We start from the raw sequence: 16,392 nt of genomic DNA on the forward strand, positions 1-16,392 counted from the left end.
CTCAGATCTTCTCTTCCACACTCGTCCCGGGCGCGTCCGTCGATTCCGCGGCGATCGCCGTCGGTGCTTGTGACGCACCGTTCAGGTTAGCCTCCAGCCGAGCCAGGGCCACCGTGACGTTGTCCTTGCCGCCCTGGGCGTTGGCCCACTTGACGAGCCTGGACGCCACCGCGACCGGGTCTGCGCCGTCGCTGCCGGCGGCGAGCAGTTGTTCGGCCAGCGCACCGGGCGCCGAGGCGTAGTTCCACAAACCGTCGGTGCAGACCAGTAGCCAGCCGGTACCGGTGACGGGGTGGACGCCGGTGTCGGGCACCACGTCCTCGGCGTCGCGGCCGAGCCAGCGGGTGATCGCGTGGGCGTGCAGGCCCGTCTCGGCCTGCTCCCGCGGGACGCCGGCGCGGATCAGTTCCTCGGCGCCGGAATGATCGGTACTGAGCTGCACCTGGGCGGTATCGGTCAGCAGGTAGACCCGGGAGTCGCCCAGCCCCGCCCAGTGCACCCGGTCGCCGACGACCACGGCGGCGGCGAACGTGCACGAGGCCGCATTCTCACTGTCGGGCGCGGTGTGCGCGACGACGGCATCGTTGGCGCGTGCGGCGGCCTCGACCAGGGCCCGGTGCAGCGGGCCGGTCCCGGGGTCGGTGTCGCCCCCATCGGGCGAGCCGGCCAGGCCGCGCACGGCGTCCGCCAGCACGTCGCGGGCCGTCTCGGCGGCCGCCATGGCCGCGACGTCGGAATCCTGCGAGCTCGACACGCCGTCGCAGACCACCAGCACCGCGGAACGGTCCGGTTCGGCCGCCGTCCACAACGCCATCGCGTCCTCGTTGCGGGCGTGCACCACGCCGCGGTCGCACACCCCGCCCAGCCACGACGCCGGCGCGGCCTCGAAATGGTCGCGGGGCGAGGGTGCCTTGGCGCCGCAGGTCTGGCAGTAGCCGTCGGCGTCCACCTCGCCGCCACACTCCAGACAGGCACGGCGAGCGGGGCGGGGCCGGTTCAGCTTGACCGTGGCCTCCGACGCCGCCCCACCCGAAGCGCCGAATGCCAGGTCGGGATGCACGTCGGCCCCGCAGTTCTCGCAGTACCGCTGGTCGGGGCGGACGGGCATCCCGCACTCGGGGCAGGGCGCCGCCAGTCCCAGGGTCGACGCCTCCTGGGGCGCGGCCGGCCCGGCGGCGTCGTGATCGGTCGCCCACAGGGGCCAGGCGGGGGTGTCCTCAGTGCTCACAGCAAGCTCCAGGCTCGGATCTGATTGGCCTTGTCGACCAGGTCGGCTCGGTCGTGGGCGTCGGCGCTCAATTGGGCGAGTTGCCGATAGGTGGATTCCAGCCGGTCGCGCAGGTGGCCGATCGTGTAGGCGGTCGAGCCGAGCGTCACCGAGCCGTTGCCGGCCAGGGCCAGCGCCTTGCCGAAGATGGACGCCTCGTAGCTCAGCTGGCTGCGCGCATCGAGCCGGGCATGCTGCAGCACCTTCAACGCCTCACCCAGGTGGCTGGCGTCATTGCCCAGCGCGATCAACGCCTCGGTCTTCAGCTTCTGCGACTCCAGATAGCCGCGGGAGGTCTGCGGAATCAGTTCCAGTGCCGCGAGCGACCCGATCAGGTCACCCTGTGCGGCACGCAGCCGGGCCAGCCCGAACCCGGCCGGGGTGACGTAATTGGCGTCGGTGGAGGCGCAGATCCGGTACAGGCTCTCGGCCACCTCGGACTGACCGGCCAGCTCACAGGCCACCGCGAGCGCGAGTTTCGGCGCCAGCTCGCCGGGCAGCTGGCCGTAGACGGCGTTGAACGACGACAGCGCCGTGGTGTTGTCGCCGCGCAGCAGCGCACCGAGTCCGGCCATCCATACCGCCCGCCACTCCCACGGATCGTCGGTGAGCAGCGTGTGCACCGAGGCGTCCAGCACTCGCTGATTGCCGGTCTCGAGTGCTGCGACGCAGCGGGCCAGCAGCACCTCGGAGGTCACCGCCGGGGGGCGTAGCAGTTGCCCGAGCCGGTCGACCGGGTCGCTCAGGTCGAGGCTGCCCAGCCAGGCCGCCTGGGGGTCGCCCGGGTCACGGCGAAGCTGCGGCAGCTGCTGCCAGTCGAACCGGTTGCCCGACACCGTCGGTGCCTCGAACAACGGCGAGCTGACCGAGGTGGACGCCGTCCCGCCCGCGGTCGTGGCGACCACCTCGCGCAGCACGCCGAGCATCTGCAGCCGCAGTTCCTCGGCGGAGTTGAACCGGTCGCCCGGGTCGCGGGCGCAGCACTTCAGCAGCAACCGGTAGAGCGAGTCGTAGCGGGCGAAGGCGGGCAGCTGGTCGGCCGGCGGAATGGTGAACTCGTACTCGCCCTGATAGCCGGGCACCTCGGCGCACAGCACCATCAGGGTGCGGCCGATGGTGAAGATGTCGGACGCCACGCTCGCCCCGGCCTGCGCGACCTCGGGTGCCTGGTAGCCGACCGTGCCGTAGATCGCCGAGTCGTCGTCATTGGCGCGCCGGACGCCGCCGAGGTCGATCAGCTTGAGCGAGTCGCCGACCTGAATGACGTTGTCGGGCTTGAAGTCGCAGTACAGCAGGCCCAGGTCGTGCAAGTAGCTGAAGGCGGGCAGGATCTCGATCAGGAAGGCGAGCGCCTGGTCGACCGGCAGCGGGTCGTAGCGCCCCCCGTTGGCCTCCATCCGCTGCTTCAGCAACTGCTTCAGCGAACGGCCGCCGACGTACTCCATCACGATGTAGCCGTTGTCGGCGTGGCTGACGAAGTTGTAGATCTCCACGATCAGCGGGTGCTCGACCTGGGCCAGGAACTGCTGCTCGGACAGGGTCGCCTTGAGGGTGTCGGCGTCGCCGGTGTTCAGCAGGCCCTTGAGCACGACCCAGCGGTCGGACACGTTCTTGTCGCGGGCCAGGTAGATCCAGCCCATGCCGCCGTGGGCCAGCGGGCCCACCACCTCGTACTGGTTGGCCACCAGGTCGCCGTGGGCGAGCTTGGGGCTGAACGAGTAGGCGGCGCCGCAGTTGGGACAGAAGCCGTCGGAACGGCCGGCGGCGTCGTCGCGGGAGCGTCCGACCTTCGCCCCGCAGTTGGGGCAGACCCGTTTGTCCTCGGGCAGCTCGGCGTCGACCATGACGGCCTTGGCCGGGTCGACCGCCGGTGCGGGCGGGACGATCGTCAGGCCCTGGCCGATCCGGCCCATCCGCAGCCGTGACGTGCTGGGCGGACGCCGCACCGGCCGCGCGCCGAACGAGGTGGCGCGGGCCGAGCCCAACGCCGTCGAGCCCAGCTGCACCGAGGCCCGGGTGACCGACGACACCGTCGGCGCCAGCACCGAATCCGGCGGCATGCCGCAGGTGTCGCAATAGCCGTCGACGATCGAGCCGCTGCAGCCGGGCTGCCGGCACGGCCCGCTGGGTGCGGCGGACGGCCGGCTGCCGGGCACTCCGCGTCCGACCGGCATGGTGGCGGCGTTGCCCGGCATGCCGCACACGTCGCAGTAGCCGTCGACGATGGTGCCGGTGCAGCCCGGCTGCCGGCATCTCACCGGGGCACCTCCTCGGCGAGGGCGTCCAGCAGCGCCTGCGCGGCCGGCAGCAGTTGCCTGACCACCGCCAGCGGAGCCGGACGCCGCGCCAGCAGCCGCCCGGTGATGTCCATCAGCGCCGCGAAGTCGGGATCGCCGGCGTGTCCAAGAGCCTGCGCCTTCACCCGCAGGGCACCGACCAGCGCGGTCTGCGCGTCGCGTTCGGCGAGCACTCCCGAATAGGCCTCCTGAACCACCTGAAGCGCTTTGCCGACCTGACCCAGTCGGGCCAGATGTTTGTCGATCGCGGCCCGCGTGTTGGGCACCGGGCCGAGGGCGGCGACGTCCGGCACCGCGTACTTGGGGGCCGGGGTCACTTCGGCGACCGTCTTGGCGACCAGCTGGCGGGTGGCCTCCTCCTGCGCGGTCAGCTCGTCGGTGAGTTCGCGGGCGCGAGCCAGCGCGTCGCGGTTCTCGCGGCGTCGGGCGCCGCCCACGATCAGGTCGCGTTCGTAGCGGGCCGCATCGATCTCCAGCGGCCCGAGCAGCCCGCCGATGTCACCGCCGCGCTCGCGCTTACCCTCCAGCTCCGTCAGCCGGACGGCGAGTTGCTGCAGCTGCGCGGACGCCGCCGGGGCCGAGGCCGGCGGCTCGAGCGCGATCTGTTCGCGGATCCGTTCCAGCTGGGCCCGCAGGTCGCGCAGCCGGCGGGCCAGCTGCTCGGCGTTGGGATCCAGGTTCAGCTTCTGCCGCAGCTGGGCGACCAGGGCGTCCGACAGCCGGCAGGCCTCGGGCAGCGACACGGCCATGCCGGCGAGCTGGGCCGACGGGCTGGCGCCGGTGTCGAGGCGTCCCCAGATCAGCGACGACAGCCGGGCGCATTCCGCGGGCCCGACCCGTCCCGAATCCCAGGTGACCAGCAGCAGGTCGTACCGGTTCTTCACCGCCTGCCACAGGGCCAGCGACAGTTGCATGTCGGGGGTCAGTGCCGACAGCTTGCGGCCGAGGATCTCGGCGTCCAGCGCAGCCAGTTCGCTGCGCCGGGCGGCCGTCCAGGCGTCCAGCTCGGACAGGTAGCCGACCATCTGCTGGGGCTGAACCGGCTCGTTCAGCCGGCCGGGCGCGGCCGGCGCGCTGACCGCGCTCACCGGTACTCCTCGATCCGCCGCGCCACGCCCCAGACGGCCAGCGCGGCGCCGGCCAGGGTGAGCAGAACGACGCCGGCGATCGCCACCACGACACCCTCGCCCACCGACCCCACGGACTCCGCGGCGGGCTCGCCGGCGTCGGAGGCCAGCGCGGCGAGCGATGATGCGGCCTCGTCGAACGCCGTGGCCGCGGCACCGTCGCCGAGCAACAGGCTTCGTGCGCCGGCCCAGTCGGCGTGGTCGGCGGCCTCGACCACCTCGCCGTGCGCCTCGGCGTAGGCGGTGAGCTCGCTGAGTGCCTTGGCGCGGGTGCTGATGGTCTGCACCGCCTTGCGTGCCTCGGAGTAGGCGTCGTTCCACCGAGTGCGGTAGCTGGCGCCGCCGCCTTGCAGGGCGATCATCAGCAACTCGTCGGCGCGGGCCTGGTTGAGCTGGGTGCGTGCGGTCGCGGCGGCGTCCAGTTCGGCGCGGGTGGTGGAACTAAAGCTGGTGGCGGCAGTGGTCGCCGACCCCGCGGTGACCGCCAGCACGGTCACCGAGGCCAGCGCGGCGACCAGGCCGAGTGCGACCCCCGGGTTCAGGTAGCGGTGGGACGCGCGGGCCAGCGCCACCTGCACCGCGATCAGTCCGCCGCCGGCCAGCACGAAGCCGCCGATCACCCAGTACAGCCAGTTCGCGGTGAGGTCGCTCGAGACCCGGTCGCCGGCTGCGGCCGCGGCCTCGCCCAGCGGCTTCAGCAGGTCGGCGGACAGCGCGGTGTCGGCCTTGGCCAGCAGCGCGGCCGAGTCGGTGCCCTTGGCGTTCAGGGCGTCCTGCAGGGTCATCGAATAGTTGACCAGTGCGGCGGTCAGCGGCGCCATCGTGTCGCGGTCCTCGCTGACGGCGGACGCGTCGGCGAGGCTGGTGGCCAGCGTGGTCAGGTTGCTGGTCACCTCGGCCCTGACGGCCGCGGTCGGGGTGAGCGCCCACGTGTTGGCCGCCTGCTGGACCTGCAGTGCCTGTACCCGGGCCTCGGTCAACCGGTTGTACTGGGCGAGGCTCGCGCTGGCGTGGCCGGCGGCCGAGGACTGGACGGCGAGGCCGGCGACGACCAGCGCGCCGAACGCCACCACCAGGGCAACGGCCATCACCTGCAGCCTGCGCAGCCGGCGCACCGATCGCGGCGTGCCCCGACGGGGTGTCGGGGTGGCCTGCGCCGGGGCTGGGGGAGGCGTCTGCGCGCTGGGCTGGATGCCGGTCGGCGCACCACCGGAGCCGCCGGCCACGGTGCCGGTGCCGGGGCGGGTGAGGGCCGTCATGCCCCGGCTCCGGGTGCGGCGGAGGGGTCGGACGGTGCGGGAGCGTGCGGGGCGCTCGGGTCGGCGTCCGGCGGCTGCAGGCGCCCGGGTTCGGCGGGCTGCCAGTCCACCACCGGCGCGGCGTCCATCTCGAGATCGGCGGGCAGCAGGGTGCGAAGCTGCTCGAGGGTCGGGTCGGCGGCGTCCCGCAACCGCCAGGCGTGCTTGCCGATCGCGGCTTCGAGCACGTTGCGGGCGAAGCGGCCGTTGCCGAAGGTCTGGTCGCGGACCTCCCGGCCGAGCAGGCCGCGGAAGGTCTCGACGCAACCCTCGCCCAGGTCGTAGTCGGCGCCGGACACCATGCCGGTGAAGATCTTTTCCAGTTCGGCGTCGGTGTAGTCGTCGAAGCCGATCGTGGTGCGGAAGCGGCTCGCCAGCCCCGGGTTCTGCGCGATGAAGACACTCATCGGCAGCGGGTAGCCGGCGACGATGACCACCAGGTCGTTGCGCTTGTCCTCCATCTCCTTGACCAGGGTGTTGATCGCCTCCTCGCCGTACTGGTCGCCGTTGAGGCTGTACGCCTCGTCGATGAACAGAACGCCGCCCTCGGCCTTGGCGACCACCTCGGCGGTCTTCATCGCGGTCTGGCCGAGGTAGCCGGCGACCAGCTCGGAGCGGTCGACCTCGACCAGTTGGCCCTTGGACAGCAACCCCACCGCGCGGTAGATGCCGGCCACCAGCCGCGCCACGGTCGTCTTGCCGGTGCCCGGGTTGCCGACGAAGACGAGGTGCCGGGTGATGGTGGGGCTCTTCAGCCCGGCCTTCGCGCGCAGGGCGTCCACCTTGAGCACGGCGGTCTGCCGGTGGATCTCGGCCTTCACCCGCTCGAGCCCGACCAGGGCGTCCAGCTCGGCGAGCAGTTCGTCCAGCGACTTCTCGGGTTCGGCCGGCTCCTCGGGCTCGGGCGGTTCGGCCGGCTCGGGCGACGGGGCGGCCTGGACCGGCGGCTGCTCGGTGGCCGGGGCCCCGGTCGGGCCCTGGAAGGGTGCGCTGGGGGCGTCGACCGTCGGGTTGGCCGGGACGCCGGGGTTGCCGGAGTTGCCCAGCCCCGGGAAGGCGCCCGGCGCGAACGGGTCGAGTTGGCGCAGGTCGAGCAGCCTGGACTGCGACTCGTGCATGCGGCCCAGCACGCTGGACAGGATCTGCGGCGCCTGCCGGACGAAGGCGGCGTCGGTGGCCGGCGGCACTCCTGGCCCGGACTGCGCGGCGGGGGACGGCGCGGCCAGTCCCTGGGCGGCGTTGAGCTGGGCGCTGGCCGTTCCCTGCGCCGCCCCGATGCTGCCCGGGCCGGGCTTGCCGAGCAGCGCGGCGGCCGCCGCGACCTCGGCGAGTGCCTTGGCGTAGGGCACGGCCTGGGCCGAGTGTGAGTTGTGCAGCTGGGCGACCAGGGGGGTCGCCGAGGTGCGGAAACGGCGGCCCTTCAAGGCGGCGTCCATGAAGACCTGGGCATTGATCGCACGGCCCGTCGCGGTGCACCAGTCGACGAAGGACCCCACCGACGACTCGGCGACTGTTGCCGCGATCTGCTCGCCCTCGGTGCGGGCGGCGTCGACGTCGACCCCGGCGGTACGGGCGGCCGCCGCCACGGCGTCCAGGGTGCTGGGCAGGTCAGGGGTGCTCACGGGCGCTCCAGGTCGAAGGGGTCGGAGGGATCGGCTGCCGGCGGTGGCTGCAGGTTCAGGTCGGTGCCGGAGGCGTGACCGAACCGTTCCTGCAGGAACTTGCCGTGGGTGATCAGGGCGGCCGCATCGGTGGAGTTGGCGGCGTCGTAGATCTTCTCCATCGTGGCTCCCAGCAGGTCCAGTTGGTCGACCAGCAGCAGCAGGGGAGTCTTGCCGTTCTCGACCGGACGCGAATCGGCCCAGTCCCGCGGCAGCCGCAGATAGGCGCCGACCGCCTCGGGCAGGTAGTCGGTGGCGGTGGCCACCACCGAATAGCTGTCGTAACTGCCCAGGCCGAGCGAACCCAGCCGGGGCAACGTCTGCCGCACCAGCCGCGTGACCCGGGCCGCCCGGGACCGGACCACCGCCGGCAGGGCGCCGGAGCCGATCAGCTGTTCCACACCGTCCAGCGAGGCGAGGATGTCGGCCTCGGTCGGGGCGGGGTCGACCTCGGGGACCGGCGGCGCGGACGGCGTCGAGTCCCGGCCGGTCAGCCAGTCCCAGAACCCCATCTGTCGTCCATCCACCTTCTGCTTGCGTCGGCGCCGTGGCTCGGGCCTCTCGCGGTTCCGGACGCGTGCGGCGTCCGGAACGTCGTCAAATGCTGATCTGCGGCATGGTCTGCGAGCGGGAGTCCTGCTGGGCGACCCGATCCAGGTACTCCTTCGACTTCACCACCTCGCCCTCGAGCACGCCGATGGTCTGCGCCATGGTGTCCAGCGCGCGCAGCTTGAACTCGTCGATCGAGTCCATCGTCGAGTAGATGTTCGCGAACGCCGCCTGCAACTGCTCGAGCCCGATCGTCGAGGACGCCGCCTGCTCCTGGATCGCCGCGGAGTTCTCCTTCAGCATCTCGGAGGTGCGTTGGATCATCTGCGATGTCGTCGAGTTCAGGGCGGTGATCTGGTCGAGCACCAGCTTCTGGTTGCCCAGCGCCTGGGCGACGATGACCGCGGTGCGCAGCGCCGAGATGGTAGTGGTCGAGGCCCGATCGACGCCCTTGATCAGCTCGATGTTGTTCTTGATGATGATGTCGATCGCGAGGTAGCTCTGAATCGACACCGCCAGTTGGGTGAGCAGGTCCTGGTGCTTCTGCCGGACGTAGAACAGGACGTCCTGGCTGAGCGCCTTGGCCTTCTCAGGATCGGAGATCTGCAACTCCGCGACCTGGGCCGACAGTCGGGCGTCCAACCGTTCGGCGATGTAGACGTACTGGTTGAGCCGGCCCATCACCGTCCACAGGTTCTGCTTCTCCATGTTGAGCGCCACGTTGTCCTTGGTCAGCTCGTCCTGGCCCGAACGCAGGGCGTGCAGGATGCCGTTGAGCTGCTGCTGCGAACTCTGATAGCGGCGGAAGTAGTCGGTGACCTGGTCGCCGAACGGGATCATCCCGAGGAACTTCTTCGGACCCCGCGCCTTGCCGGGGTCGAGGTCCTCGACGGTGCGGCGCAGCTGGACCAGCGTCTGGCCGACCTTGGAGCCCTCGGACAGGCCGCCCTCCTTGAGTGCCCGCACGGGGGTGTTGAGGAGACGGTTGGACGTCTCTGCCGCCTTCCGGATGTCGGCGTCGCCCATGCTGCGGACGGCGTCGGCCTGGGCGGCGAAGGTGGGCGACTTCTCCTCGGCCGAGTTGAGTGCGGTCAGGAACTCGTCCACCTTCTGGTCGAGCACCGGGACCTGGGCCGCCTCGACCTGGGGCGCCATCGCCGGCGCCTGGGTCTCGGTGACGGCCGGCGGGGCCTCGGGAGCGGTCAGGGTCAGCGTGGCCGGCGGCTGCAGCGGCATCGCGGCGGCGGCGCCGGGAGGCGTGGTGGAACTCATGACTCCCTCTCGGGCTCTTGGCAGTGGTCGCCGTCCAATCTAGCGGGCGTCGGGCTGGGGGACAGTGGGGACGGCGTCCGGGACATCCCTGGAAGACCGGGCCGTCGAGTGGGTAACGAAACGGGCCCCGTCACCAGGACGGAGCCCGTTTCGTCGCTCGAAGCCGAGCCGTCGATCACAGTGGCCGGACGTGGTCCGCCTGAGGGCCCTTGGGGCCGGAGGTGATCTCGAACTCGACCTTCTGCCCCTCGTTGAGGGTCCGGAAGCCCTGGGTGTCGATGGCCGTGTGGTGGACGAAGACGTCCTGGGTGCCACCCTCGACCTCGATGAAGCCGTAGCCCTTCTCGGCACTGAACCACTTGACGGTTCCCTGCGCCATGTACCTACTCCTTACACAGATTGCGCCCGCCCTGGTTGGGGCGGACACTGCCGAACGAGCTGTCCCAGACGACCTTCGGTCGCCCTCGCGGCAGCGCCAGCAACCCTGTCACATCGGGTGTCGGCTGTCACTCGTGGGGGTGACATCGGCGACGGCGTGTCGTCGTTCCGGTTTTGTCGTCGGCACCTGATTCGATGGACGCCATGGACTCCCGCACCGCGCTCGCCGGCTGGCCGCTGAGCGACGACCAACGTGCAGCCGTCGAGGATCACCGCGACGGCCCCGCGCTGGTCGTCGGTCCGCCCGGCTCGGGCAAGACGACGGTGATCGCCGCCGCGGCGGCGTTCGAGCTGGGGCAGCGGACGCCCGAGGGTCCCCAACCGCTGGTGTTCACGTTCAGCCGCCGCGCGGCCAGCCGGCTGCGCAACCGGGTCGCCCGGGCGCTGGACCGCACCATCAGCCCGCCCTGGGTGACCACCGTGCACGCCTTCTGCCTGTGGCTGTTGCGGCGGGCCGCCGGGCCCGGCCAGGCCGAGCCGCGGCTGCTCACCGCTCCTGAGCAGGAGTTCCGGGTCCGTGAGCTGCTGGTCGGCCGGGGCACCTCGCTGTGGCCCACCGAGGTGCACCAAGCGGTGGGCACCCGCGCCTTCGCCCGCCAGGTGCGCGCGGCGATGGCGCGGGTGCGGCAGCTCGGCCTCGACCCCGAGGACGTGGTGGCGGCAGGCGTCCAGGCACAGCGCCCCGAATGGGTGAGCGTCGGGCACTTCTTCGCCGAATACCTCGACGTGCTCGACCACGAGGGCAGCCTCGACTACGCCGAGCTGGTGCATCGAGCCCGGATCGCGCTCACCGACGACCAGCTCGTCGCCTCGGTCCGTGCCCAGGTGTCGCGGGTGCTGGTCGACGAATACGCCGAACTCGACCCTTCCCAGGTCGGGCTGCTGCGGGCGCTGGTGCCCACCGGTGGCGCGATCCTGGCCGTCGGCGACCCCGACCAGGTGGTGTTCCGGTTCCGGGGCGCCCATCCCCGGGGACTCAGCGACTTTCCGGCCACCTTCCGCACCGTCGCGGGGACGCCGGCACCGGTCATCGCGCTGCGCCAGAGCCACCGCGGATCGCCCGCCCTAGCCGCCGCCTGGCGTCGGGTGGCCCGTCGGGTGCCGCTGCCGGTGCTCGGTGACGAGCCGGCGCGCGTGCTGCGGCCCGAACCCGCGGCGGCGGCCGAGCCGGGCGAGGGGGCCGACGTGCGCAGCTACGTGTGCAGTTCCGAGGCCGAGCAGGCGCAGCTGATCGCGGACGAGTTGCGTCGCGCCCACCTCGACGAGGGTTTCGCCCACGCCGATCTGGCCGTGGTGGTGCGCTCCGGCAGCCGGCAGATCGCCCCGATCGCACGGGCTCTGGTGGCGGCCGGCCTGCCGGTCGAGGTGGCGGGCGACGAGATCCCGCTGATGGCCGAGCAGGCGGTCCGGCCACTGCTGCTCGCGCTCGAGGTGGTGCTGCGCGACGGCCAGCTCGACGCCGACGAGGCGAAGCGCCTGCTCACCTCGCCCCTCGTCGGGCTCGATGCCGTCGGTCTGCGCACCTTGGGACGCCGGCTGCTCGAACTGGAACGTGACGAGACCGGGTCGGGGCTGCTCTCCCGGCCGCCGTCGCTGCTGATCGCCGACGCCCTGCGCGAACCGGAGCGACTGGCCCCGCTCGACGGCAGCCCCGAGGCGTCGGCGGTGCAGGGTCTGGCCGCGCTGCTGCGGCGGGCCGGTGACGTGCTCCTCACTCCGGGCGCCGGTGCCGGTGATGTGCTGTGGGCGCTGTGGTCGGGCACCGACTGGCCCTCCCGGCTGCAGGCGTCCAGCCGGGCGGGTGGTGAGAGCGGACGCCGGGCCGACCGCGACCTCGACGCGGTGATCGCCCTGTTCGCCGCCGCCGAGGCCAGCGAGCAGCCCGCGGGAACCGGCGGTGTCCGGGGCTTCCTGGCCGAGGTCGCGGCGCAGGAGATCCCGGCAGACACCACCCGGGAGGCCGAGGTGCGCGGCCGCGGCGTCCGGCTGCTCACCGCGCACCGGGCGAAGGGGCTGCAGTGGCCGGTGGTGGTGGTCGCCGGCGTCCAGGAGGGGCTATGGCCGGCCCCCGGCCCGGGGGCGGCGATCCTCGAACCGGCCGAACTGGTCAGTGACGGCCTCACGGGCCGGACCGATCCACGCGAGGCGCTGGCCGATGAACGTCGGCTGTTCCACGTCGCCTGCAGCCGGGCGTCCGCTCGGCTGATCGTCACCGCCGTGCAGGGCTCCGACGGCGAGGCCAATCAGCCCTCGCGGTTCCTGGCCGAGCTCGGGGTCGAGCCGCGCGAGTTCGTCGCGCCGCAGCGTCCGCTGACGCTGCCCGCGCTCGTGGCGCAACTCCGGCGGCGAGCGGCCGACCCGGCCAGTTCACCGGCGCTGCGTGAAGCGGCCGGCGCCAGGCTGGCGCGGCTGGCGGCACTCACCGACGACCGCGGGCGGCCGCTGGCACCGCAGGCCCGGCCGGCGTCCTGGTGGGGGGTGCTGGACCCGACCACCGCGGCGACGCCCGCAGCGTTGCCGCTGCGGATCAGCCCGTCGACCCTGACCGGCCTGCTGACCTGCCCCCGTCAGCACTACCTGAGTCGCGAGGTCAACGCCGAACCGGCGCGCACCTCGAGTGCCAGCCTGGGCTCGGTCATCCACGTGCTCGCCGAGCACGCCCGAACCGCTGATCTACGCCTGGACGAGCTGTTGGCGCGACTCGACCAGGTCTGGGACGAGCTACCCTTCGCGACGGCCTGGCTGTCGGTCGCCGAACGCGACCAGGCGGAGGCGGCTCTCACCCGGTTCCTGAACTGGCAGGATGCCAACGCCGGCACCGAGGTTCTGGGTGTGGAGGAACGGTTCGAGGTCGACCTCGAGGTCGAGGGCACGCCGGTGCGGCTGGTGGGCGCCGTCGACCGGCTCGAGCGCGGCTCGGACGGCAGGCTGCGGGTGGTCGACTTCAAGACCGGCAAGCGGGCACCCACCAGCGAGGCGACCGCCTCGCACGAGCAGCTGGGCGTCTACCAACTGGCCATCGAGGCCGGCGGTTTCGCCCACCTGGCCGGCGAGGGGGCAACCAGCGCCGGCGGCAGCCTGGTCTACCTGCGGATCCCGGGCGGCAGTGACCTCGACGACTACCCCAAGGAGTTGCGGCAGGCGGCACTGACCGAGCGGCCACACCTGGCCGACGACGACCAGGCCCATCCGACCTGGGTGCACGAGCGGCTGGGGCGGGCTGTGCGCCTGCTCCGCACCGGGCACTACCCGGCGACCCCCGGCCCCGGTTGCACGTGGTGCCCGTTCGCGGCGAGCTGCCCGGCCAAGTCCGCCGGGGCCCAGGTGGTGGCATGACGGCCGTCCTCACGAACCCACAGGAGCTGTCCGACGTACTGGGGCTGCCGTTCTCCGACCAGCAACTCGAGGCGATCACCGCACCGCTGCAGCCCGGGGTGATCATCGCCGGCGCCGGGTCGGGCAAGACCACCGTGATGGCGGCCCGCGTGGTGTGGCTGGTCGGCAGCGGGCAACTCGCTCCCGAGGAGGTGCTGGGTCTCACCTTCACCCGCAAGGCTGCGGCCGAACTGTCCGCTCGGGTGCGAGGGGCGCTCGAACGGGCCGGGGTGGTCGACGCCGACGGGGTCGACGAGGCCGGCGAGCAGCTGATCCTGACCTACGACGCTTTTGCTGCGCGGCTGGTCGCCGAGCACGGGCTGCGGATCGGAGTCGAGAGCGACCCGGTGATGATCACCGGCGCGTCGCGCTACCGGCTCGCGGCGCGGGTGGTGACCAACGCCGCCGGCCCGTTCGAGCAGTTGGGCGGCTACACTCCGGCGACCCTCACCGACCGGCTGCTGAAGCTCGACTCCGACCTGACGTCGCACCTGGTCGGAGCCGATCAGGTCGGCGCCCACGCCCGCGACTTCCTCACCGCGCTCGACGAGGCGCCGCTGAACCGGTACCGGCGCGAGTACGCGTCGGTGCGCAGCGCCCGGGCCGTCACCGAGCAGCGCCTCGAACTTCTCGGTCTGACGGCCGCGTACGCGCAGCTCAAGCGCAGGCTCGGCTACGTCGAGTTCGCCGACCAGATGGCGGTGGCGGCCGAGCTGGCGCGGCGGGTGCCGAGCGTGTCCGCCCTGCTGCGGCGGCGGTTCAAGGTGGTCCTGCTCGACGAGTATCAGGACACCTCCTCGGCGCAGGCGGCGATGCTGCGGGCATTGTTCTCCGGAGCCGATCCCGAATCCGGCCGGGGCCATCCGGTCACGGCGGTCGGCGACCCGCACCAGGCGATCTACGGCTGGCGCGGCGCCGCGGCCAGCAACATCCTGCAGTTCGCTGCGGACTTCCCGACCAGCGACGGGCTGCCCGCCCAGTCGTTCGCGCTGACCGTGAACCGGCGTTCCGGGCCGGCCATCCTGGCGGTCGCCAACGGGCTCGCCGCCGGCCTGCACACCGACCCCGCCGTCGGCGACGACGTGCGAGTGGTGACACTGACCGCTCCGCCGGGAACGCCGGCCGGCCAGGTCGAGGTGGCCTCGTTCGACACCTGGCCGGACGAGGTCGGCTTCATCGGCGACAGGGTGGTTGCGCTGCACGAGTCGGGGCGCGTGCCGCTGTGGTCGGACGTGGCGGTGCTGGTGCGCCGCAACGTCCAGATCCCGGGGCTGTACGCCGACCTGACGGCACGTGACGTCCCGGTCGAGATCGTCGGCCTCGGCGGTCTGCTGGAACTGCCCGAGATCGTCGAGGTGTGCTCGGTGCTGGCGCTGCTGGACGACGTCAGCGCCAACCCGGCCGCGGTCCGGCTGCTCACCTCGGCGCGCTGGGCGATCGGCGTGGGCGACCTGGCGCTGCTGGGCCGGCGGGCCGCCGAGCTCGCCAAGCTGACCGGTCCCCGCGACAGCGACCTTGTCGATGACCTCGGCCGGGCACTGGCCCGCACGGAATCGGTCACCGTCCCGAGCCTGCTCGAGGCGTTGCACGATCCGGGTGACCTGCGGTACAGCGCGGCGGCCCGGCGGCGGTTCGGGCAACTGGCGGCCGAGTTCGCCACGCTGCGGCAGCACGCCGGCGAGCCGGTGCTCGACCTCGTCCGCCGGGTGATCGGCACGCTGGGGCTCGAGGCCGAGCTGGCGGCGTCCGGTTCGTCGGGGCGGCAGCTGGGCGCCTTCACCGACGCGGTGGCCGCCTACTGCGACGTCGACGGTGAGGCGTCGCTGGGGGGACTGCTCGCCTACCTGGACGCCGAGCGCGAACACGGCGTCGGGCTCGACCAGGCGGTGGCCACCGACGCCGATTCGGTCAAGCTGCTCACCGTGCACAAGGCCAAGGGCCTGGAGTGGGAGGTCGTCTTCCTGCCCGGCATGGCCGACAACGTGTTCCCCAACGATCGGGTCACGGAGAATTGGGTGACCAACGCGGCGGTGCTGCCGGCCGAACTGCGGGGGGACGCGGTCGCAGTCCCGCAATTGTCCGACGCTTCCGATGCGGCCTTCAAGGAGTACGCCGCGGCGTTGAAGCGGCAGGCCCGGCACGCCGAGGACCGCCTCGCCTACGTGGCGGTCACCCGGGCCAAGCAGCTGCTGATCGCCAGCACCCATTCTTGGGAGGGTGAACTGGTCAAGCCCCGGGTGCCGTCGCCGTACCTGCGCACGATCGCCGAGCACGGTGCGGTGGTCCGCGAGGCCGCACCCGCCGGGGCGGTCAATCCGCTGGCCGGATCGGGGGCCGTGCTGGAGTGGCCGGTGCTCGGCGATCCGGAGGCACGCGAGCGGCGGCAGCGCCTGGCCGAGCAGGTCGAGCGGGCCGGCGACGTGCTGGTTCCGGTCGATCCGCCGGGGCTGAGCGCCGACGAACGTGCCGAGGTCGAGGGCTGGGACGCCGACCTCGAGCTTCTGGCCAGAGCCGCGATCGAGGTCACGGCGCCGGGGCGTCCCGAGTACCTCTCCGCGACCGGGCTGGTGCGGCTGACCCGCGACGCCGAGGCGTTCACCGCCGAGGTGGCGCGCCCGATGCCGCGGCGTCCGGTCGCGGCGCAACGGCTGGGCACCCGCTTCCACCGCTGGCTCGAGGACCGCTTCTCGCTCGCACCGACCTTCGACGTCGACCCCGGCCAGGAGCCGCCCGACGACCCGCACTTCGCGGCGCTGAGTGCCGCCTTCGAGCGGGGGCGGTTCGCGACCCGGCGTCCGGTGGCGGTCGAGGTGCCGTTCTCGATGCTGGTCGCCGGCACCATCGTGCGCGGCAGGATCGACGCGGTGTTCCGCACCGACGAGGGCTTTCTGGTGGTCGACTGGAAGACCGGCGACGTCGCCCACGCCGACGCGGGCCAGCTCGCCATCTATCGGCAGGCCTGGGCCGACCTCGCCGGGGTGCCGCTCGACCAGGTCCAGGCGGCCTTCTTCGACATTCTCGACGACGAACTGGTGGTGCCGGAGCGGCTACCACCCGCTTCGGAGTGGACGTCGGCGATCGAGTCACTGCGCACGCTCTAGTTTGGTG

General features: G+C 72.5%; 10 protein-coding genes. 2 read left to right on the plus strand and 8 right to left on the minus strand.

What is annotated here, in order from left to right:
* Nucleotide 1: 1 nt before the first annotated feature.
* The 8 genes from OIE40_RS05475 to OIE40_RS05510 form a co-directional block, all read right to left on the minus strand.
* A complete protein-coding gene (locus OIE40_RS05475) occupies nt 2-1,228 on the minus strand; it encodes a PP2C family protein-serine/threonine phosphatase (RefSeq protein WP_264700825.1) in 1,227 nt (408 codons plus the stop codon).
* Entirely contained in the window at nt 1,225-3,525 is a 2,301-nt protein-coding gene (locus tag OIE40_RS05480) for a serine/threonine-protein kinase (RefSeq protein ID WP_264700827.1), read from the minus strand. The genes OIE40_RS05475 and OIE40_RS05480 overlap by 4 nt, the downstream gene beginning before the upstream one ends.
* Nucleotides 3,522-4,652, minus strand: coding sequence for a hypothetical protein (locus OIE40_RS05485; RefSeq protein ID WP_264700829.1), 1,131 nt, complete (start codon nt 4,650-4,652; stop codon nt 3,522-3,524). Before OIE40_RS05485 ends, OIE40_RS05480 begins: the two co-directional genes overlap by 4 nt.
* A complete protein-coding gene (locus tag OIE40_RS05490; RefSeq protein WP_264700831.1) occupies nt 4,649-5,950 on the minus strand; it encodes a hypothetical protein in 1,302 nt (433 codons plus the stop codon). Before OIE40_RS05490 ends, OIE40_RS05485 begins: the two co-directional genes overlap by 4 nt.
* Nucleotides 5,947-7,611 (minus strand): AAA family ATPase, encoded by a 1,665-nt coding sequence (locus OIE40_RS05495; protein WP_264700833.1) that lies wholly within the window; start codon nt 7,609-7,611, stop codon nt 5,947-5,949. Before OIE40_RS05495 ends, OIE40_RS05490 begins: the two co-directional genes overlap by 4 nt.
* Complete coding sequence (locus OIE40_RS05500) at nt 7,608-8,177, minus strand: hypothetical protein (protein ID WP_264700835.1); 570 nt, start codon at nt 8,175-8,177, stop codon at nt 7,608-7,610. Before OIE40_RS05500 ends, OIE40_RS05495 begins: the two co-directional genes overlap by 4 nt.
* Nucleotides 8,178-8,247: 70 nt before the next feature.
* The gene (locus tag OIE40_RS05505; RefSeq protein WP_264700836.1) at nt 8,248-9,471 is read right to left on the minus strand and encodes a toxic anion resistance protein; all 1,224 of its coding nucleotides are present in this window, start codon (nt 9,469-9,471) and stop codon (nt 8,248-8,250) included.
* A 175-nt stretch (nt 9,472-9,646) separates the two neighbouring features.
* Nucleotides 9,647-9,850: a cold-shock protein gene (locus OIE40_RS05510; protein ID WP_264700837.1), complete on the minus strand. Its 204-nt coding sequence runs from the start codon at nt 9,848-9,850 to the stop codon at nt 9,647-9,649.
* Between the two features lie 203 nt (nt 9,851-10,053).
* Between OIE40_RS05510 and OIE40_RS05515 the strand changes: the two genes are divergently transcribed.
* Nucleotides 10,054-13,245 (plus strand): ATP-dependent helicase, encoded by a 3,192-nt coding sequence (locus OIE40_RS05515; RefSeq protein ID WP_264700838.1) that lies wholly within the window; start codon nt 10,054-10,056, stop codon nt 13,243-13,245.
* Nucleotides 13,242-16,385, plus strand: a complete 3,144-nt coding sequence (locus OIE40_RS05520) for an ATP-dependent helicase (RefSeq protein ID WP_264700840.1) — start codon at nt 13,242-13,244, stop codon at nt 16,383-16,385. Before OIE40_RS05515 ends, OIE40_RS05520 begins: the two co-directional genes overlap by 4 nt.
* The last annotated feature ends 7 nt before the right edge of the window (nt 16,386-16,392 follow it).

The organism is Micropruina sonneratiae, assembly GCF_025972045.1.
GTDB lineage: Bacteria > Actinomycetota > Actinomycetes > Propionibacteriales > Propionibacteriaceae > Micropruina > Micropruina sonneratiae.